18 protein-coding genes, 1 tRNA gene and 3 rRNA genes are annotated in these 19,252 nt (G+C 44.4%); 11 read left to right on the top strand and 11 right to left on the bottom strand.

All coding sequences use genetic code 11. From position 1 onward, the window contains the following. Positions 1 to 506: 506 nt before the first annotated feature. The 6 genes from radC to SUN_RS11890 form a co-directional block, all read right to left on the bottom strand. Positions 507 to 1,166, bottom strand: coding sequence for a RadC family protein (gene radC / locus SUN_RS11915; RefSeq protein WP_012084071.1), 660 nt, complete (start codon positions 1,164 to 1,166; stop codon positions 507 to 509). Between the two features lie 70 nt (positions 1,167 to 1,236). Further along, positions 1,237 to 2,025: a hypothetical protein gene (locus tag SUN_RS11910; protein ID WP_041672783.1), complete on the bottom strand. Its 789-nt coding sequence runs from the start codon at positions 2,023 to 2,025 to the stop codon at positions 1,237 to 1,239. A 140-nt stretch (positions 2,026 to 2,165) separates the two neighbouring features. Further along, positions 2,166 to 2,387, bottom strand: a complete 222-nt coding sequence (locus SUN_RS11905; RefSeq protein ID WP_012084069.1) for a hypothetical protein — start codon at positions 2,385 to 2,387, stop codon at positions 2,166 to 2,168. An 18-nt stretch (positions 2,388 to 2,405) separates the two neighbouring features. Then, entirely contained in the window at positions 2,406 to 4,106 is a 1,701-nt protein-coding gene (locus SUN_RS11900; RefSeq protein ID WP_012084068.1) for a L,D-transpeptidase family protein, read from the bottom strand. Positions 4,107 to 4,237: 131 nt separating this feature from the next. Next, positions 4,238 to 4,909 carry an outer membrane protein gene (locus SUN_RS13200; RefSeq protein ID WP_012084067.1) on the bottom strand — a complete coding sequence of 224 codons (672 nt, stop codon included), beginning with the start codon at positions 4,907 to 4,909 and terminating at the stop codon, positions 4,238 to 4,240. Positions 4,910 to 5,084: 175 nt separating this feature from the next. Next, on the bottom strand, positions 5,085 to 5,909 hold the full coding sequence (locus SUN_RS11890; RefSeq protein WP_012084066.1) for an FAD-dependent thymidylate synthase: 825 nt from the start codon (positions 5,907 to 5,909) through the stop codon (positions 5,085 to 5,087). Positions 5,910 to 6,280: 371 nt separating this feature from the next. On the opposite strand from SUN_RS11890, the gene SUN_RS11885 reads away from it, so the two are divergent. The 7 genes from SUN_RS11885 (at position 6,281) to SUN_RS11855 (ending at position 14,244) form a co-directional block, all read left to right on the top strand. Continuing rightward, positions 6,281 to 7,791: ribosomal RNA gene (locus SUN_RS11885) — 16S ribosomal RNA — on the top strand. Between the two features lie 126 nt (positions 7,792 to 7,917). After that, a tRNA-Ala gene (locus SUN_RS11880) sits at positions 7,918 to 7,993 on the top strand. 435 nt (positions 7,994 to 8,428) lie between these two features. Then, positions 8,429 to 11,309: ribosomal RNA gene (locus tag SUN_RS11875) — 23S ribosomal RNA — on the top strand. Positions 11,310 to 11,495: 186 nt separating this feature from the next. Beyond that, a 5S ribosomal RNA gene (gene rrf, locus SUN_RS11870) occupies positions 11,496 to 11,611 on the top strand. Together the 16S, 23S and 5S rRNA genes with 1 tRNA gene alongside form the textbook arrangement of a ribosomal RNA operon. 476 nt (positions 11,612 to 12,087) lie before the next feature. Continuing rightward, positions 12,088 to 12,366 carry a NifU family protein gene (locus SUN_RS11865; protein WP_012084065.1) on the top strand — a complete coding sequence of 93 codons (279 nt, stop codon included), beginning with the start codon at positions 12,088 to 12,090 and terminating at the stop codon, positions 12,364 to 12,366. A 1-nt stretch (position 12,367) separates the two neighbouring features. Next, entirely contained in the window at positions 12,368 to 12,949 is a 582-nt protein-coding gene (locus tag SUN_RS11860) for a hypothetical protein (RefSeq protein ID WP_012084064.1), read from the top strand. Further along, entirely contained in the window at positions 12,946 to 14,244 is a 1,299-nt protein-coding gene (locus tag SUN_RS11855; RefSeq protein ID WP_012084063.1) for a UDP-N-acetylmuramoyl-L-alanyl-D-glutamate--2,6-diaminopimelate ligase, read from the top strand. The genes SUN_RS11860 and SUN_RS11855 overlap by 4 nt, the downstream gene beginning before the upstream one ends. Positions 14,245 to 14,316: 72 nt before the next feature. On the opposite strand, the gene SUN_RS11850 is transcribed toward SUN_RS11855, so the two are convergent. Genes SUN_RS11850 through SUN_RS11835 form a run of 4 tightly spaced genes read right to left on the bottom strand, consistent with a single transcriptional unit; the run spans position 14,317 to position 16,911 of the window. Next, complete coding sequence (locus tag SUN_RS11850) at positions 14,317 to 15,603, bottom strand: hypothetical protein (RefSeq protein ID WP_012084062.1); 1,287 nt, start codon at positions 15,601 to 15,603, stop codon at positions 14,317 to 14,319. Continuing rightward, entirely contained in the window at positions 15,596 to 15,856 is a 261-nt protein-coding gene (locus tag SUN_RS11845) for a DUF2249 domain-containing protein (protein WP_012084061.1), read from the bottom strand. The genes SUN_RS11850 and SUN_RS11845 overlap by 8 nt, the downstream gene beginning before the upstream one ends. A gap of 1 nt (position 15,857) precedes the next feature. Continuing rightward, positions 15,858 to 16,298, bottom strand: coding sequence for a hemerythrin domain-containing protein (locus tag SUN_RS11840; RefSeq protein WP_012084060.1), 441 nt, complete (start codon positions 16,296 to 16,298; stop codon positions 15,858 to 15,860). 4 nt (positions 16,299 to 16,302) lie between these two features. Further along, positions 16,303 to 16,911 (bottom strand): hypothetical protein, encoded by a 609-nt coding sequence (locus SUN_RS11835; protein ID WP_012084059.1) that lies wholly within the window; start codon positions 16,909 to 16,911, stop codon positions 16,303 to 16,305. Positions 16,912 to 17,112: 201 nt separating this feature from the next. Between SUN_RS11835 and SUN_RS11830 the strand changes: the two genes are divergently transcribed. From SUN_RS11830 to SUN_RS11820, 3 genes are all read left to right on the top strand, one after another. Beyond that, the gene (locus SUN_RS11830; RefSeq protein WP_041672779.1) at positions 17,113 to 17,490 is read left to right on the top strand and encodes a (2Fe-2S) ferredoxin domain-containing protein; all 378 of its coding nucleotides are present in this window, start codon (positions 17,113 to 17,115) and stop codon (positions 17,488 to 17,490) included. Positions 17,491 to 17,646: 156 nt separating this feature from the next. Further along, positions 17,647 to 18,015: an aspartate 1-decarboxylase gene (gene panD, locus SUN_RS11825; protein WP_012084057.1), complete on the top strand. Its 369-nt coding sequence runs from the start codon at positions 17,647 to 17,649 to the stop codon at positions 18,013 to 18,015. A 3-nt stretch (positions 18,016 to 18,018) separates the two neighbouring features. Next, complete coding sequence (locus SUN_RS11820) at positions 18,019 to 18,330, top strand: YbaB/EbfC family nucleoid-associated protein (RefSeq protein WP_012084056.1); 312 nt, start codon at positions 18,019 to 18,021, stop codon at positions 18,328 to 18,330. A gap of 10 nt (positions 18,331 to 18,340) precedes the next feature. On the opposite strand, the gene SUN_RS13885 is transcribed toward SUN_RS11820, so the two are convergent. Further along, positions 18,341 to 18,469 carry a hypothetical protein gene (locus tag SUN_RS13885; RefSeq protein WP_255322708.1) on the bottom strand — a complete coding sequence of 43 codons (129 nt, stop codon included), beginning with the start codon at positions 18,467 to 18,469 and terminating at the stop codon, positions 18,341 to 18,343. 186 nt (positions 18,470 to 18,655) lie between these two features. Between SUN_RS13885 and SUN_RS11815 the strand changes: the two genes are divergently transcribed. Next, positions 18,656 to 19,189: an ankyrin repeat domain-containing protein gene (locus tag SUN_RS11815; RefSeq protein WP_012084055.1), complete on the top strand. Its 534-nt coding sequence runs from the start codon at positions 18,656 to 18,658 to the stop codon at positions 19,187 to 19,189. The last annotated feature ends 63 nt before the right edge of the window (positions 19,190 to 19,252 follow it).

Genomic DNA, 19,252 nt, shown 5'->3' with positions numbered 1-19,252 from the left:
CCTTAAGATACATTTTCAATATATATATGCATCTGGAATGTTTTGATTAATAGTGAAATTATGAAGTGTGAGACGTTAGACGGGTAGACCGTAAGACAACTTTTCTCCCCTTGCCCTCCCAAATAACATCACATATTATTATTTTATTTTTATTTTTATATAAATTGATATTTGTACTGGGAGGGCAGGGGGAGAAAAGGATAAAACCTCTCCCCGTCTAACCGTCTAATGGTCTAACACTTCACTACTAATATTGGGGTGTTATTATTGAATTAGAATATTATTCGAATATATTTGAGAGGGTATTTGGTTATCTACTTGTTAGCACGGAGAGAAAAAGGGTGAAGTTGAAACTCTGTAAAGTACGATAGGAACGGCTTTCTGGGGATATTGATTATTTTATAATGGACACGACTGGAACTCGTGTATGGGGCAACTCATCGAGGGTTCGAATCCCTTCCTCTCTGCCATATATCTATACTAAATTTCAATCAATATTCCATGCATTATAATAATCCCTCATCCGAAAAACTGTAGTATCCGTTCTTTGAAAGAATTACATGATCCAAAAGTTCTATCCCCACCAGTTTGGATACTTCTTTGAGCCGCTGGGTAATTTGTATGTCAGCTCTGCTGGATTCAAGTGTTCCTGAAGGGTGGTTATGTGCGATGATGATGCCGGCAGCTCTGTCGGAAATGGCATCTGAAAAAACTTCTCTCGGGTGTACCAGTGACTGGTTCAGTGTACCGATGAAGACGGTTCTCGTGTTGATAATATGTGAAGCGCCGTCAAGAGTGATAGTAAGAAAATGCTCTTGGGTTTTGGTGCTGAACTGCTTAAGCTCATCATAGACGTCCCCTGCAGAGCAGATACGTTTGTTGGAACGAATGAGATAGCGTTTGCTCAATTCCACGGCGGCAAGTATCTGGGATGCTTTTGCCATACCGAGGCCATGGATATCGCAAAATTTATCGAGAGAGAGGTTCTCAAAGTCATCATCAAATAGGGAGATGATCTCTTTTGAGAGTTTGCGTACATCTTTCCCCTGTATACCTGAACCGAGAAGTACAGACAGCAGCTCATCGTTCTTCAGTGCTTTGGCACCTTTGCCTGCCAGTTTTTCTCTGGGTTTATCCTGCCTGTGCAGCTCTTTTATCGTCTTCATATATGAAGTATAGAAGATTTTTCCCGACAGACTTCAAAAAATGTCATATTGACATATTTTTTGGAATTCCCTAATTCCTTCCTGTGGCCAGATCGGTGATCCTGTAACCTACTTTCCAGTATTGTCGTACAGCCCGTCGGAATGCTTTATAGTCATGTTTTCTGATGTAAAGTTCCTCCGGTGAAATTTTGCGTTTGGCATAGAGTGAGAACCATCGATTTGAACCATATTCAAGGTTGACGATCCTGTTCCCTTTTTCCCATTCCTTGTCAATTTGCCTTGTCAGGTCTTCCCATGTTTCGCTAAAAGCATAATGCGATGCAATGAATCCTGTATTCCTGGCAAAAAGGGCAACCCAGGATCCTTCCGCCGCTTCCATATCTATAAGGTCAAATCCCATTTCTTTCTGTTGATTGATGATCTTTTCCATCTCTTCAAGGTCTCGGGTGATGCTCATCCTGCTCTTTTTGAACGTACCTCCTTTTTCCAGAACAGCTATCCATTCACCAACACCGTTCTCGACATTGACGACTTCATAACCCTGTCTGAGGAAATGAAGGACCTCCTTCTTAAAGTCAGACATCAGTCTGCGGTGGATGTAGAGCTGTTTTTCTATGTCTGTACCTTTGCTCAAAACCACGCTCCAGCGTCTGGGAGAATGTGAAAAGTCGGTGATCCTGTACCCTTCTCTCCACGCATCGCGTATTGGGTTTTCCAAATGGCCAAGCTTTGCTTTTGAAAGCAGCATCTGTTCACTGTATCCTGTCTCTTTTTGTAGAACGCCCACATAAAAGAGTTCCGCCGAAGCCAATACGGGTAGGAAGATAAATAGTAGTACAAGACGAGGTAGATGTTTCATGGTATTCTCCGGTAGTTTTAGGGCAACTATAACTATATGATAGCATATAAATCCAGAATAGATGCCGAAATGTGGAGCCGAAGTATTGATGTGGATTCTGTATCAAGTACGGAATAGCACGAAAAAAAGGGTCGGACAAATTATTTCAGCAGGGCTTTCATCGCATCTTCCTGCTCTTTGTTTCGATTGTTGCTCTCTGCCACAGCGGCTTTTGCATCGTCCATGGCATTTACACGGCTGTCCATGTACGTATCGACAGGATTTTTGAATGTCTCTGTTTTTGTTTCTTTGCCTTCATCCCCACAGGCGGTCAAAACAAAAAGAGTTGCCAGGGCCATACTTAGTTGTGTTATTGTTCTCATTGCATCACCTTTTAGAATTTAGTTCGATACGGAAACTTCTTTGACCCGGCCCATACGCTTTTTGGGCATGGTAAATGTAGCTTTCTTGTGTCCTGCCGTAGACTCTTCGATGATCTTGTCGTAGAGGTAGATATCGTTCTTGAAATATGCCAAACCATCCTCTTCGAAAACCGTGAAATAGAGTATGTGCACAGGAATGGCTTTTTTCAGTCTGATGGTCTTTGGTTTGTCCGTTGCTATGATCGCATCGATGTCTTCTCTCGTATACCTGCCTTTGGCATGTTTTAGCAGAATGTCCATCAGATCGAAAGGTTTGTCAACACGCATACACCCTGAACTGTAAATCTTGTAACGTCTTGTCAACAGGCTTTTGTTGTCGGTGTCGTGAAGATAGACGGAGTACTTGTTCGGGAACATGAATTTGATGCGCCCCAGCGCATTGCTGTCTCCGGGGTATTGAACGAAGCGGTAGGGTACTTTTTTGTCGCTGTGCTCGTAGGGGTCGAGCATCTCCTGTGTGACAGTGATCTCCTTGTTCCCCGAAAAGACATGGATGTTATTCTCCTCGAGATAGGCAGGATTCTCCCGAAGCACATGGATGAGATCCCGCTTGATCAGGTTGTCGGGGATCGTCCATGTAGGGTTGATGACCATATATTCTATCTTGTCGCTGAAGATCGGTGTCGGCCTGTCGATGCGCCCTACGACAATACCTGTTTTAAATATCATCTCTCCGTTTCTGTAATAACGCAGGTTGAAGTCGGGCACATTGACGGCGATATATTCATTTTCAAAATGTTTGGGGTAGAGTTTGGTCTTGTCAAGGTTGACGATGATCGCTTTGATGTTCTTCGAGGCAGGCTGATTGAGGTAGTACATCGTTGTTTTGTCAACCTGTCCGGTTATTTTCAGCAGATAACGTTTCTGGTAGGTTTTGACCGCCTGTTCCAGTCTCCGGTCGAATTTCCAGTCGACAGGTGCATTTTTTGGGTAGTCACCGGAGATCTGCAAGCGTTTTTTGACCTCCTTGACACGGGGGCTCCAGTCACCGAGTTTGAGCGGATCGTTGCTGTACTTGATCTTCGGAAACTTCTCCATAACCCGGTAGTTCTCAAGCCGTTTCACCAGCCGTCTGTACGATTTTTCCATCGGAAGCAGGGAGTTGAGGTAGGCATGTATGTTTCCGCCGGAAACTGCCTGGGCCAGCGCCTCTTCGCTTGGAAAGGACTTGGGTGATATCTCCCAGTCCGCACGGATGTCATCACTTTCTCTCAGGGCTTTGAACTTCTTTTGCACCAGGTCCCAGTCTACATCTCCCTGCACTATAAAACGGACAAGGTAGACAAAAGCAGAGCTAAGGACAATGTCAAGCCTGCTGTACACAGCAGCTTTTTTTACCGCAGAGTACTGGTTGTTGTCCAGCATGTAAGTGAGTTTTTTTATCGCGTTCTGGTTGAATGCTTTGTTCTTGTAGTTGTAGAGCGGATCGTTCAGTGCCTGTATAAGCTGGCTCATTTTCTGCTTGTTGGCAGTGCCTACCCATAAAGGTTTCTTCCCTGTCCTGGCATAAAGGTTCTGTACGATCGCTCTGTTCTCGCCTTTGAGCTTGGTCTGCAGGTCGTTCTGTATATTGGCAGAAATAGTATCGACCGAAAGTATCTGTGCAACAAGAGGATGGCTGAAAAAAACAAAAAAGAGTAAAAAGAGAGTAAAGCGCAAAGAGTGCTCCTATAATAAATTCTATACAGAGAGTATTATAGTCAAATAGTTTAAATAAAAGTTGGAAAGTTATGAGGAAATGTTTGGAGAAAGATGCCAAGCCCGAAGGCTCAGCTTTTGAAAAGTGTTTCTTAGAAGTTGTAAGTTACACCAAAGTTCCAAGATTGAATCGTATTATCAACATCATACTCATATCCTGTAGAGGCATTATAATAATTATCATTATCATCATAAATATTTACATAATCAACGAAGAATGCAACATTCTCTGTTACTTCGTATGATGCACCAAGACCCCATGAGAAACCATCAACACTGTCAGATACATAATCTAATCCTGTGCCTGCAACATTATCGATAGAAAGGTCTGCTGAACCATAACCAAGAAGTGCATAAATATTGAATGCATCCGTTACAGGGTATTGTGGCTTAACATAAATTCCCCATGCATCGATAGTTGTGTCTTGGTTCCCAACAAAGGTATAATTTATAGTTTCAGACATACCAAACCAATATCTACCTTCCACTGCAATATAATCGTTGAAGTTGTAACCAGCCTGAATCATGACTTCACTGAAAGTATCGTCAATTGGAGTATTCACGAAAGTAGCACCACTTGGAGCAGTGGCTGTTTCAGTTGTTTCACCATTCAATGCACCATATGCAAGTCCAAGATAGAAGTTACCTGTTGACTCGATGACTGGCTCTTCAACTACTGGCTCTACTGGAGCGATATCACCACCCGCTACTGCGAATGTACCCATTGCAAAAATTGCTGCTAACGAAAGATTTAACTTTTTCATTTTTATTCCTTTAGAATGTTTTTTATTTAACGATATAATTATATCTCTTTATATTAAGGAATGTCAAGTTTTTTAACAAAAAAATAACAATTTGGTTGTTTCTTTGTTAATTTTATCATATTTACTAAGCTTTTTTTCAGAATATGATAATTTTTGAGGAAAGCTCGGTCAGAATTTACACGTTCCGGTACTCTTTGTCGATCAGTTTGAGGTATTTTACCGGGGTGACCTCTTTCATCGCCTGGGCAAGCCACTGTATCTGGAACCATGCCGCGCCTGAATCCCTGAGGTCGAAATAGTTCTTGAGACTGCGTATATTGAAAGTGACCACCATATCGACCTTCCAGTTGTCCGAGACAATGTGTTTGAACTTGTCTCCGACATTTCGTTTTTTCTTGCCTTTTTGCAGTAGCTCAAAAAGCTTCTCTGCATCTCCCTCATAATCCTTAATATAATGCAAGGAGGATTTCGCAACGGCAGAATCTATAAATTCATCATCTCTTTCGTACTGGAACATCAGCTTGTTGAAGATGGCACGGATCTCTATGGCAAGGTACTCCTCATCGCTGATGACAAAGAGTTTGAGTGCAAGCACTTTCTCCAGGAAGAAGGCAAAAGGATCCTCACTCTCGATTGAAGCAACGAACGCATTGATGACAGAGGACATCGTGTAGCGTGTACTGCGTACAGAGATAGCCTGCAGTCTGTGCCTTGCATGCTCCTGTAGCACACCTCTTGATGTTCCCTGAATGAGGTAACTTAGTGTAGCATGCTCTATGATGGAGTGATGGTGATGTACCCAGGCAAGGTTTTTCAGAAGGTCGGAGTCGTCTATGCTGTTGACGGCATCTCTGTCAAGATGTTCCATGGCATGTTTGACAGACGCGTTCTCCGAGTTCTCAAAACTGTCATAACAGGTCCTTGCCGCTATTTCCGCAACCCCGAGACCGGATTCCTGCAACAAGGTCACTTTTGGTTTCTCATACGCCAACTGATACATCTTCTCTCCCGATCCATAATTTATTGAAAAGATTATAGCGAAATATAGTTTGTATCTTTAAAAAAATATTGTGCTCTATTGTTATATATAATGTAGGCAAAGAAAAAAAACACAAAAAAACATAAATATTTCGTAAAAACCCTTGACAAATAAGAACTTCGGTGCTATAATACGCGTCCAACAACACATGGACGGCTAGCGAGTTGCTAGAAAGAGTGTTATTGAGTGATCTTTGACAACCAAATATAAGTAAACAAATCAACGTCTATTTGAGATTTAATTTTTGCACTTTTTAACAAAAAAGTGATATGAATTAACTTAAGTAGAAATAACTTAAGTGATTCTGACAATGGTTCAAACCATTCTATTTTATAATGGAGAGTTTGATCCTGGCTCAGAGTGAACGCTGGCGGCGTGCTTAACACATGCAAGTCGAACGAGAACGGCTCTAGCTTGCTAGAGTGTCAGCTAAGTGGCGGACGGGTGAGTAATGTATAGTTAATTTGCCCCTTGGAGAGGGATAGCCACTGGAAACGGTGATTAATACCTCATACTCCTTCTTTATTAATTAAAGTTGGGAAATGTTTTTTCGCCAAGGGATGAGACTATATGGTATCAGGTAGTTGGTGGGGTAAGAGCCTACCAAGCCAATGACGCCTAGCTGGTCTGAGAGGATGATCAGCCACACTGGAACTGAGACACGGTCCAGACTCCTACGGGAGGCAGCAGTGGGGAATATTGCACAATGGAGGAAACTCTGATGCAGCAACGCCGCGTGGAGGATGACGCATTTCGGTGTGTAAACTCCTTTTATATGGGAAGATAATGACGGTACCATATGAATAAGCACCGGCTAACTCCGTGCCAGCAGCCGCGGTAATACGGAGGGTGCAAGCGTTACTCGGAATCACTGGGCGTAAAGCGCGCGCAGGCGGCCTTTTAAGTTGGATGTGAAAGCCTATGGCTCAACCATAGAACTGCATCCAAAACTATTAGGCTAGAGTCTGGGAGGGGAAGATGGAATTAGTTGTGTAGGGGTAAAATCCGTAGAGATAACTAGGAATACCAAAAGCGAAGGCGATCTTCTGGAACAGTACTGACGCTGAGGCGCGAAAGCGTGGGGAGCAAACAGGATTAGATACCCTGGTAGTCCACGCCCTAAACGATGAATGTTAGTCGTCGGAGGCCTAGTGTCTTCGGTGATGCAGCTAACGCATTAAACATTCCGCCTGGGGAGTACGGTCGCAAGATTAAAACTCAAAGGAATAGACGGGGACCCGCACAAGTGGTGGAGCATGTGGTTTAATTCGAAGATACGCGAAGAACCTTACCTGGCCTTGACATTGAGAGAATCCGGCAGAGATGCTGGAGTGCCTTCGGGAGCTCGAAAACAGGTGCTGCACGGCTGTCGTCAGCTCGTGTCGTGAGATGTTGGGTTAAGTCCCGCAACGAGCGCAACCCTCGTCACTAGTTACTAACGGTTCGGCCGAGGACTCTAGTGAGACTGCCTTCGCAAGGAGGAGGAAGGTGAGGACGACGTCAAGTCATCATGGCCCTTACGGCCAGGGCAACACACGTGCTACAATGGGCAGGACAATGAGACGCGATACCGCGAGGTGGAGCAAATCTATAAACCTGTTCTCAGTTCGGATTGTAGTCTGCAACTCGACTACATGAAGCTGGAATCACTAGTAATCGTAGATCAGCTATGCTACGGTGAATACGTTCCCGGGTCTTGTACTCACCGCCCGTCACACCATGGGAGTTGATTTCACCCGAAGCGGGGAAGCTAAACTGGCTACCCTCCACGGTGGGATCAGCGACTGGGGTGAAGTCGTAACAAGGTAACCGTAGGAGAACCTGCGGTTGGATCACCTCCTTTCAAGAGTATAGATGATATTTCCTCACAGAGTATTATCACAATCGATAAGACGATGGTTTGTTTGCACTGTTTATTCAGTAGCTTATGTTTGGTTGATAAAGATCATTGGGATCTTTGACTTAATTTGGGGAATTAGCTCAGCTGGGAGAGCGCCTGCTTTGCACGCAGGAGGTCATCGGTTCGATCCCGTTATTCTCCACCATTTCATGCATATTGCACGAAAGTTTGAAACTCACGTACCTTGGTACGCTTCGTTTAAAATATTTCGCACAATCTACACGAAATCATGTGGAAGAAAAAACTTAATATAAATATTCATCCAAGAGTATTTATATTAGGTTTTACACCTAAAGTTATTTAACTTATTATTGTTAAGAGTCTAACGTAATGTTGCAAAACGCGAAGAGAATGTTTATTTATAAACGTTTGAATCAAATTTTACAAAACAATTACAATTTAACAGAAAATATTAACAAGAAGAACTTGTTCTTCAGACTTAATATCTTTCATGTGCAAGAAACTCAATAAATTAGAAGACGTAAGAAATCTTCAACTTATTAAACATACAAAAAACGAACCAAAGTGGTAAGACACAAACAGTTCATTTTGCATTTAATAAGGTAGTACCTTAGAATTAAGTCAAATTAATCTAAGGGCAGATGGTGGATGCCTAGACCAGGAGAGGCGATGAAGGACGTACTAGGCTGCGATAAGCCGGGGGGAGCTGCCAAGAAGCTTTGATCCCCGGGTTTCCGAATGGGGCAACCCAGCATGGCGCGAGTCATGTTACTCTTTCGAGAGAGCGAACGCAGGGAAGTGAAACATCTCAGTACCTGCAGGAAAAGAAATCAACCGAGATTCCCAAAGTAGCGGCGAGCGAAATGGGATTAGCCCTAAACTCTGTGGGGTGTTAGTAGAATAAGCTGGAATGCTTGACCGTAGAGGGTGAAAGTCCCGTAAACGAAAACTAACCATGGACTATTCGAGTAGGTCGGGACACGTGTAACCCTGACTGAAAATGGGAGGACCACCTTCCAAGGCTAAATACTACTCCAGGATCGATAGTGAACCAGTACCGTGAGGGAAAGGTGAAAAGAACCGCGGCAAGCGGAGTGAAATAGAACCTGAAACCATCTGCCTACAATCATTCAGAGCCCTATGTTTTATACAGGGTGATGGACTGCCTTTTGCATAATGAGCCTGCGAGTTATGGTGACTAGCAAGGTTAATCAAACGAGAAGCCGTAGCGAAAGCGAGTCTGAATAGGGCGCCAAGTTAGTTGCTGTAGACCCGAAACTAAGTGATCTATCCATGGGCAGGTTGAAGCTGGTGTAAGAGCTAGTGGAGGACCGAACGGGTGAAGGTTTAAAACTTCTCCGATGACCTGTGGATAGGGGTGAAAGGCCAATCAAACTTAGTGATAGCTGGTTCTCTCCGAAATATATTTAGGTATAGCGTCATGTTCGAAACATGAGGGGGTAGAGCACTGATTGGGCTAGGGCCTATACCAAGGTACCAAACCCAGTCAAACTCCGAATACCTCATGTGAATTCATGGCAGTCAGGCGATGGGTGATAAAATCCACCGTCGAAAGGGAAACAGCCCAGACTACCAGCTAAGGTCCCAAAGTTCTATTTAAGTGGAAAAGGATGTGGAGTTGCTTAGACAACCAGGAGGTTGGCTTAGAAGCAGCCATCCTTTAAAGAAAGCGTAACAGCTCACTGGTCTAGCGATTCTGCGCCGAAAATATAACGGGGCTAAAATAGACACCGAAGCTGTAGATTTGAACAATAGTTCAAGTGGTAGGAGAGCGTTCTAGTCAGCATTGAAGCCATACCGGTAAGGAGTGGTGGAGCGGCTAGAAGTGAGCATGCAGGCATGAGTAGCGATAAAACGGGTGAGAATCCCGTTCGCCGAAAACCCAAGGGTTCCTACACGATGCTCGTCAATGTAGGGTTAGTCGGGTCCTAAGCTGAGTCCGAAAGGGGTAAGCGATGGCAAATCGGTTAATATTCCGATACCAACTATTAGTTTAGTACGAAGGGGGGACGCATAGGGTTAAACGAGGTCACTGATGGAATAGTGGCTCGAAGGGTGTAGATAAGCCGGATAGGAAAATCCGCCGGCTGTTTTCGAGACCTGACAGGCTGGCTGCGCTCTTCGGAGTAAAGCCAGAATCGTTGATACCGTCGTGCCAAGAAAAGCCTCTAAGTGTATTAATAGTTGCCCGTACCGTAAACCGACACAGGTGGGTGAGATGAGTATTCTAAGGCGCGTGGAAGAACCCTGGTTAAGGAACTCTGCAAACTAGCACCGTAACTTCGGAATAAGGTGTGCCTCCTTTGGTATAGGACTTCGCGTCCGAAAGCCAAAGAGGTTGCAACAAAGAGTCCCTCCCGACTGTTTATCAAAAACACAGCACTTTGCTAACTCGCAAGAGGATGTATAAGGTGTGACGCCTGCCCGGTGCTTGAAGGTTAATTGATGGGGTTAGTTCTTCGGAACGAAGCTCTTGATCGAAGCCCAAGTAAACGGCGGCCGTAACTATAACGGTCCTAAGGTAGCGAAATTCCTTGTCGGTTAAATACCGACCTGCATGAATGGCGTAACGAGATGGGAGCTGTCTCGACCAGGGATCCAGTGAAATTGTAGTGGAGGTGAAAATTCCTCCTACCCGCGGCAAGACGGAAAGACCCCGTGCACCTTTACTATAGCTTGACACTGCAATTGGGATATATTTGTGCAGGATAGGTGGGAGGCTTTGATGCTGTGGCGCTAGCTGCAGCGGAGCCATCCTTGAGATACCACCCTTATATATTCTGATTGCTAACTTGCGCCGGTTATCCCGGCGGAGGACAATGTCTGGTGGGTAGTTTGACTGGGGCGGTCGCCTCCTAAAAAGTAACGGAGGCTTACAAAGGTTGGCTCAGATGGGTTGGAAATCCATCGCAGAGTATAATGGTACAAGCCAGCTTAACTGCGAGACGTACATGTCGAGCAGAGACGAAAGTCGGTCATAGTGATCCGGTGGTTCTGTGTGGAAGGGCCATCGCTCAAAGGATAAAAGGTACGCCGGGGATAACAGGCTGATCTCCCCCAAGAGCTCACATCGACGGGGAGGTTTGGCACCTCGATGTCGGCTCATCGCATCCTGGGGCTGAAGCAGGTCCCAAGGGTATGGCTGTTCGCCATTTAAAGCGGTACGCGAGCTGGGTTCAGAACGTCGTGAGACAGTTCGGTCCCTATCTGCCGTGGGCGTTGGAAGATTGAGGAGAGTTGCCCCTAGTACGAGAGGACCGGGGTGAACGAACCACTGGTGTACCAGTTGTCCTGCCAAGGGCATCGCTGGGTAGCTATGTTCGGATGTGATAACCGCTGAAAGCATCTAAGCGGGAAGCCAACTCCAAGATGAATCTTCCCTGAAGATCCGCAGAAGACTACTGCGTTGATAGGCTGGGTGTGTAAGTGATGAAAGTCATTTAGCTGACCAGTACTAATAGATCGTTTGTATTTACTTTATTCTTCAATAGGTACTACCTTGCTAAGTGCAAGGCAGAGCGTTTAGCGCTTAGCGCTGAGCGTTCAGAAAAAGGTACTTGCAGATTGTAATTGTAAACATTATTTAGGCTCTTAACAATACTAAGTTTCTCAAGCTTTCCAAAAGCAAAGAGAGACATGCACACTACGGTGTTCATCTCTCTCTTAGTGGTGGGGCTAGAGGGAGGGTCATACCCAGCTCCATTCCGAACCTGGAAGTCAAGCCTCCCATCGCCGATAATACTGCAGGCTACGTCTGTGGGAATGTAGGTCGCTGCCACTTTGAGTTTTACATTGACTTCTTCTTTTTACAATCATTTTTTTTATTATCAATTGCTTCATATACGTGCTATCAGGATTAATCAATTATCAATAGAAATTTTACTATTCATTTACCCCCCAAGGGTTATAATATAATTAGAAAAGGTAGCCAATCCTTTCAAGAGATTTTTTGTTTTACTCCTTGTCCAAAAAATTGTAAGACTTCTTTGTTTTTATCTCTTGGCCCTCCCCTTGGCTGTCTTTTGAAGAGCCCATTTCCCCCTTTTACTTCATTGTAAATTCCTTGTTTTTTATTTCGGGCTCTTCTATTTTATAAAAACAGTTCAAAATATCCTAAATACATTGACAAAACAGAACTTTTAGTGTATAAACTTTAACAGATAGTATGCCATAGGCTTTTACTATGAATTTGTTATAATAATAACTATAATATAGGTTTGCAGTATATGCAGAGCCGCCAAAATGTAAGGAGATACATTGATCCCGTTTACTGATGAAGAGTTGGAACCGGCTGTAAAAGATGTGATTGAGAAGGTGAGGCCATCCATCAAGCTTGATGGTGGTGATATAGAACTGGTTGATATTAAAGATGGTGTAGTATATGTACAGCTGCAGGGAGCATGTGTGGGATGCGGAAGTGCCGGCACGACCATCAAGTTCGGTGTAGAACGACAGCTGAAGACCCTGATACACCCTGAGATCACTGTTATGAGCGTTCCACAGGGATGGGAAGATAAACTGGATCAATTAGGATAAAATGAGTAAAGTAAGTCAAGATATATTATTACAGCGTGCCGAGAAGGAATTTCTTCAGGGTAACTATGCAAAAGCTTTGAGATCATATGCTCTGATCCTGAAGGATTATCCTTCTCTGGATGAAGCAAAAGTCGGTGCCTACCTGAGCGATCTCGGAGACGAGAGTGGAGAAGAGGCACAGGCACTGTTCGATTATTATCAGATGATCAAAGAAGAAAAGAAGAATGCAGTAGAGATCATACACTCGCTCATCAACTCTCTGGATACAACGAAAGAAAGTATTTACGAATTGCTTGATGTACCAGAAGAAGAACAGATCGAGTATGGTGATGGTATCAGATATAGTGATTTCCTCAGATTGGTTGAGAGCAGAGGCAATTTTAGACAGGCCTTTGAAGATATTATGTTCTCTACAAAAGTGGTGATCACGGATAAAGATGAGTTCATCGATTTTGTGACTAAGCTTGCTGATGAAGGATTTGATGAAATGGCATTGGGATACCTTGATGCGACTGCAAGCCTTTTTGGTAATGACCAGGAAGTGCTGGCACTCTATAATGTAGTGCAGGGAATGAAAAAGTGAAAATTGACTTTGACAAAGAAGGGTACAGTTACCTCACTGATAATACGATGTTGTTGGATGAAGAGACTCTTTTTCTCCTGACCTCCCAAAATAGACCCTATTATGAAAAACTTGAGAGTAAACCTGCTTCCATTACCCCGGATGAATTAATAGCTTTCTGGGGACTGGATGCTATGAAAGTGGTGGGTGTAACCGGAACGAACGGAAAGACGACAGTTACTGCAGCGATCTACTCTTTTCTGCTTGATCTTGATAAGAAACCTGCCCTCCAGGGAACACGGGGGCTTTTCGCCGAAGAGAAGCGTATAGAAGAGAAGAGTATGACAACGCCGTCCATTCTTGAGACGTTACACAATATGAAGCAGACGATGGATATGGGATGTAACTACTTTATTATGGAGGTGAGTTCCCATGCGATCGATCAGAAGCGTATAGAGGGGATCACTTTTGCGCTGAAAGTGCATACGAATGTCACCAGTGACCATTTGGATTATCATGGAACAGTGGAGGAATACAGACGTGTCAAAAGTCTTTTCTTTGCTGATGACACGATGAAATTGCTCAATAAAGATGATATCAATAATATCACCTATAACCCGAAGAATGCTTACAGTTACGGTGTCGATGAACCGGCAACCTATAAAGTGCAGGCATTTTCCCTGCTGCACGGTATTACAGCGGGGATCAAGTATATGCAGGAAGAAGCAACCTTCCATTCACCGATGATGGGGCTTTTCAACCTCTTCAACCTTATGGCGGCGATCGGTTCAGTACACCTGCTTACCAAGAGGCCTATTCAGGAGATATGTGATGTGGTTGAGAACTTCGCTGGTGTAGCGGGGCGGATGGAAGTGGTAAGCCGTGATCCTCTTGTTATTGTTGATTTTGCTCATACACATGACGGTATCCATGCAGTATTGGAATCCATGAAAGACAGAGATATTTCGGTGGTATTTGGTGCAGGCGGGAACCGTGACAAAGAGAAGCGTCCTCTCATGGGTGCCGCAGCCGGAAGATACGCCAATAAGATCTATGTGACATCCGATAATCCGCGGGATGAAGTCCCTGAAATGATATTGGAAGACATTCTGGTAGGCCTACATGGTAAAGAAAATGTCACAGCCACACCGGACAGACGGCTAGCGATCAAAATGGCCCTGGAGGCCCTTGAACCCAATGAAGTACTGCTCATTCTTGGAAAAGGCGATGAGGATTATCAGGAGATCAAAGGGGTGAAACATCATTTTGACGACAGAGAGGTCGTTCGGGAACTTTTGGCAGAAAAGAAGGATTGAGTGCTAAGGTTTAAGAAAGGGGAGGTGCACCATTGTTCTTAACTCTTAACTCTTAACTCTTAACTCTTAACTCTATACCCCCGGCATTTTCATCTCAAACTTCTCCCCGGTTTCCTGCGTATGTCTGTAAAGTTTCCATGCATGAATGATCTGGTAAGCCATCCATCCGAAGGAGAGTATTGTTAATAGCCCGGCAAGATAGATGAAGGGTGCAAGGAAGGTTGACAACAGAAAGGTGACAAGTGTTGCCAAATGAATGTAGAGATGCTTATTGGCAGTTTTTGGGTGTATGACCTCGTGCATCATGGGTGCAGTGAAGTAGCCCTGCGAATTGAGGTGGAACCATGTCAGGAAGGGGATGATCTTGTAGAACATGGCAAATACGATACTGAGGGCAAAAAAAGTAAAGAAGAGATAGCTGGCTGTTTGAAGCAGGCTGACTGTCGTAAACAGTGTTATGATCATAAGGAACATAGAAACGATAAGTGAAGTCAGTCCGATCCTCCAGAACCAGACAGTGGCATCGGAGAGAGGGCGTTTTTTCTGTGTCAACCGTTTCAGGGTCAATAGGGCGTAGCTGCTTAGCAGTATGGCAAGCAGAATATCTGTTACGATCCATGTCACAGGGATGAAAAGCCCAACAATGAATGTGACAACAAGCAGGCTAAAAAGTACTGTAGGCAGATAATAACTGACCATTTTCGGATAGGGCGGGGTAACATAGAACATTTCTATAACCTGGAAGGAAATGGAAATGATCAGCAGGATGATCCATCCGAAAAGTCCAAAGGAGTAGTGCCCCTCTTTCATTTGACTAAAGTAGGTACCGTTAATCGTTCCGGAGAGTGTGGCGGTCATATAGAGAGCCAAGATCACGACAACAGCAAGCGCAAGAAGTGCTATGACCATACCTTTGGATGAAGCGCTGTGATGTACCAATTCAAACAGGTTTTTTAGCATGACAGCAACGATATAGAAGATGCTTCCACCCAGGAGAAGCGATGCAGGACCGTAAAGCCAGGGCAAAGAAGTCTGAAAAGCCAAAAGAAGCGTGATAACACCGGTTGTAAAAGGATATTGAAGCCAGTTGGCTTTTTGTACAGGAGAAGTGAGTTTGACTCCTGCGATCACGGGGAGCATCTGGAAAAGGGCTGCGAACATGAAAGAGAGCATCACCCCAAGTGTCAAGGTGTGCGTGAGAATGACAGCCTGGGTAGTATGTGCATCAAAAATGGAAGTCCCGAAGATCAGTATCAGGATGCCTGCGAGGATACCAAACAGTGCACCGGAAAAGAAAAAACGGAATACAACCGAGATCGGGGGTGCCTGATCGAGGGAGAGTCCGTTCTGGTTAAACACGCAGCAGCTCCTCCAGCGTAACGGAAGGGTTTTTGGCTATCAGAATATGCCAGTTCCCTGTTTCATCTTCTCTGCTGAGTGTCTGGAATCCCTGTTCACTGGCAAGGTCTATGAAAGGAATGGGGTTTTTGCGATGAAGCATGTAAAGATAATTTTCATCATTAAGTTCTCTGAGTGCCCTGATAGCCTGTTCCAACGGTTTTGGATGCTCCAGTGCTCTGGCATCCAGGTCGATCTTTGTGAATTCGGACATTTTAGAGCTCTACCGCTTTCATCTTGTCGAGTGTCTCGGTTTTAAGTTCCGGAGGCAGGACTCTGTCACACATGGCATAGAGCATCTGCTCTTCTTTCATGTTGTGCTGTTGCAAAAGGATCATCATAGATTCACACAGAGAGAGATAGGTATCTTTATCCTGGGACTCCACTGCTTCCGCCAGCTTTCCAATGAGTCCCTTGACCTGTTCATGTTCGTAGCGCATTACCTGTGTCGGTCCTTCAGAGCTTCCGGTCTGTGCTTCAAAAGCAGGAAAAAGTTCCTCTTCCTCTCTTTTGAAATGTCGGAGGGTATCGTTCGCGAATACCATGAACTTCTCTTCGGCTTCCGCCCAATTCCCGTTTGCTGCTGCCTGCTCGGCTGCAGCAAATTCTGTATCGCAGTCTCTATGTTCCTGTGTCATGAATTGTGAAATAATCATTGTTTTATCCTTTCGTGATGGTGATCATCTGATCCCAGAGTTCTTTATTGAGAAGGATCTTCTCTACGCGGGCCTGCCAGAGTCTTCCAAACTCTTTTCTCTCACCAGCGGAAGCCAGCCCCTGAAGAGATTTCCCCATAAGCGGCTGCATGTTTGGATCTGCCGGTACCATGGAGGCACTATAGGTAAGTGTAATACTTGAGTCATTGTCCAGTCGTGTCAGTTTGACTTCGCCTTCCATTGGTACATTATAACTTACAAGATTGTCTCTGGAAAAATGTCCGCCGATACCTTTGAAACCGCCAGCACCGTTCGCTCCTACAATAAATGAGATGACATTGCAGATCACACCGGTCACTCCTTCGGCTTCCCCATCCCTCATGGAGACGTGGATGGATCCTCTCTGCGGGAGGCTGTCTCCGTAAAGTGCTTCCAGACCCTTTTTCGCCATGAGATAGGCACCAGCGACCGTTGGGCATGAATGTCCTGCAAGTTTGACGCAGTCCAGATAGGTGATCTCCATCTCGCCATTTTCAAAGGCACCGAGAAAATCACTCAGTGGGTCCTGCAGCTGTATCGGTTCTACTTTGTCAAAAAAATCAGGATATTTCATTGGTTTTTGTCCCCTTTGTATATTGACTGTATTATAGGAAAAAAAGAGTTTGCTTCTATTGATATTTATCAAGAATTAAGTAAATCAGAGTAAAATACTCCTAATTAAACTAATTTTGAGCAAAAGGCGAAGCTTTAGTGAAAGGAATTGGGTAGGAGCTTCGCTTCTGCACAAGGAAAAATTATATAAAAAGGATCCACAATGATGCAAGGTGTACCACAACCAGCGTTCTATATATTCAAATGTCAGCAGTCGGCACCTCCGGGAATGCCAAAGCCAAGCTGTGTTAGCCAGAACGACCCCGAGTCTCAGCAGCTTTTCCAGCATTTGGCGCAGAGTCTGATGATGAAAGGTATCATCGGAACTGTTCAGCCGATCCAGACAGGCTGTCTGAATCGCTGCCAGCAGGGGCCGGTTATGCTTGTAGAGCCAGGGCATACGATGTATGTCGGCTTGACAAAAGAGAAGATAGACAGGATCATCGATGAGCATATCATCGGCGGGAATGTTGTAGAAGAATATGTGATCCCTGACGAGTTTTGGGGTGAGCCTATACCTCCGTCACAGATGGCCCGTTAATACGCGACTTTTATGTACTCCTTCCGGTGTGATACAGCGGAAGGGAGTGTTTCCCCATATCGCTTCTCGATTTCTTCACAATTACTGTATAATATATTTAGAGATATGCGTAGGATTTTGGTATAATCCCAACAATTTAATTAGACAGGAATGATTATGAACATTACAATGCTTTATTCTAAACTACATAGAGCGACTGTAACAGATGCAAATCTTAATTATGTCGGTTCCATTACCATTGACCAGAATCTGCTGGATGCAGCGAGTATGCGTGTCGGGCAGAAGATCGATATCGTCAATATCAACAATGGAGAGAGATTCTCCACCTATATCATCTCGGGAGAGAGAGGCAAAGGCGATATCTGTCTTAACGGGGCAGCGGCAAGAAAAGTCCATAAAGGCGACAAGATTATCATTATTGCCTATGCGACAATGACAGAAGAAGAGGCGGACAGTCACAGTCCCAAGATCGTGATCCTGGATGATGACAATGGCATTGCACAGGAATTTGAGGGATTGGAGTAGCAGATGTTTGAAGGAATGGATCTCGGTAAAATGGGAAAGATGATGGAGCAGATGCAGGAAAAAGCAAAAGAGCTCCAGGAGCAGGCGAAGAATGTTGAGTTCACTGCGAAAGCCGGGGGTGGTCTTATCGAAGTGACTGCAAACGGTGCAGGTGAAGTGATCGATATGAATATAGATGATTCTCTTTTGGAAGACAAAGAGTCATTACAGATACTATTGATTTCAGCGATGAATGATGTGAACAAAATGATAGAGGATAATAAGAAATCTCAGGCGATGGGGATGATGGGTGGAATGAACCCCTTTGGGTCATAGCTGACAGATGTTATGCCCGTTTAATATCTACAAGATAGCTGAATTCTTTTGAAGATTTCAGTTTATTTACTGTTCTGCTGCTCAATGAGTGGCTGCCATCTTTTTTAATGATCTTCTTCAATGTATTACTTATTTTCATTTCTGACTCCTTTCTCGGGCACCTCTAATAACCCTGCAAAGCCCACCCTGTGGGCACTTCACCCTTCCGTCTATGCTGCGTATCCAGGGTTATTAGAGTTGCCCTAATATTTATATGTCTCGATGTCTGAGACAACGGCAGTATAGGCAAAGCAAATAACATTTTAATAACAATAAAGGGAAAACAATGAACGAAGTAACACAGGCGATCGAAAATGACTCCATAGCCAAGCTCAAAAGCCTGGTCGAAGAGGGTGTGGACCTCAATAAGCCTATCCTTATAGGCGAGGAGTACGACCTTGAGGATTATGACGAGATCAGTCCCCTTTTTTATGCTATCAGGAAATATGCTTCCCTGGAGCTGATAGAGTTCCTGCTTGAGAACGGTGTCGATATCCATCAGACGGACAGTGATGGTATCTCGGCTCTGGATATGGCGATCAAATTCAAACGTAAGGACCTGGTACGGTTCTGTATGGACAAAGGGATCGATATCAATACAACCAGACGTAAAAGCGGTATCCTCCCCTTGCAACTGGCATCCTGTTTCAACGATACGGAACTGATACAGATGTTCCTGGATGAAGGAGCGGACATCAATGCTACGGATGCTTCAGGTATGAGTGCCAAGGACTATGCCCGAAAACTCGGGCAGAAAAAAGTGGTTGAGTACCTTTCCGAGCGCGGTGGCAAACATAATCTTTACCCTGAAAAAGCGTGATCTTCTTCTCTGCAAGACGGCTCTCTTCTTACCAAACTATTATCTTCGCTCAAAGTCTGTAAT

The organism is Sulfurovum sp. NBC37-1 (assembly GCF_000010345.1).
Lineage (GTDB): Bacteria > Campylobacterota > Campylobacteria > Campylobacterales > Sulfurovaceae > Sulfurovum.
The sequence above is the reverse complement of the archived record's forward strand: the minus strand, read 5'-3'. Positions and strand labels throughout refer to the sequence as shown.

Coding starts and splice junctions, on each gene's coding strand:
- panD (WP_012084057.1), top strand. CDS start 17,647: ATGAACATTACAATGCTTTATTCTAAACTACATAGAGCGACTGTAACA.
- SUN_RS11910 (WP_041672783.1), bottom strand. CDS start 2,025: ATGAAACATCTACCTCGTCTTGTACTACTATTTATCTTCCTACCCGTA.
- SUN_RS11860 (WP_012084064.1), top strand. CDS start 12,368: ATGAGTAAAGTAAGTCAAGATATATTATTACAGCGTGCCGAGAAGGAA.
- SUN_RS11890 (WP_012084066.1), bottom strand. CDS start 5,909: ATGTATCAGTTGGCGTATGAGAAACCAAAAGTGACCTTGTTGCAGGAA.
- SUN_RS11845 (WP_012084061.1), bottom strand. CDS start 15,856: ATGTCCGAATTCACAAAGATCGACCTGGATGCCAGAGCACTGGAGCAT.
- SUN_RS11820 (WP_012084056.1), top strand. CDS start 18,019: ATGTTTGAAGGAATGGATCTCGGTAAAATGGGAAAGATGATGGAGCAG.
- SUN_RS11835 (WP_012084059.1), bottom strand. CDS start 16,911: ATGAAATATCCTGATTTTTTTGACAAAGTAGAACCGATACAGCTGCAG.
- SUN_RS13200 (WP_012084067.1), bottom strand. CDS start 4,909: ATGAAAAAGTTAAATCTTTCGTTAGCAGCAATTTTTGCAATGGGTACA.
- radC (WP_012084071.1), bottom strand. CDS start 1,166: ATGAAGACGATAAAAGAGCTGCACAGGCAGGATAAACCCAGAGAAAAA.
- SUN_RS11840 (WP_012084060.1), bottom strand. CDS start 16,298: ATGATTATTTCACAATTCATGACACAGGAACATAGAGACTGCGATACA.
- SUN_RS11905 (WP_012084069.1), bottom strand. CDS start 2,387: ATGAGAACAATAACACAACTAAGTATGGCCCTGGCAACTCTTTTTGTT.
- SUN_RS11815 (WP_012084055.1), top strand. CDS start 18,656: ATGAACGAAGTAACACAGGCGATCGAAAATGACTCCATAGCCAAGCTC.
- SUN_RS13885 (WP_255322708.1), bottom strand. CDS start 18,469: ATGAAAATAAGTAATACATTGAAGAAGATCATTAAAAAAGATGGCAGC.
- SUN_RS11830 (WP_041672779.1), top strand. CDS start 17,113: ATGATGCAAGGTGTACCACAACCAGCGTTCTATATATTCAAATGTCAG.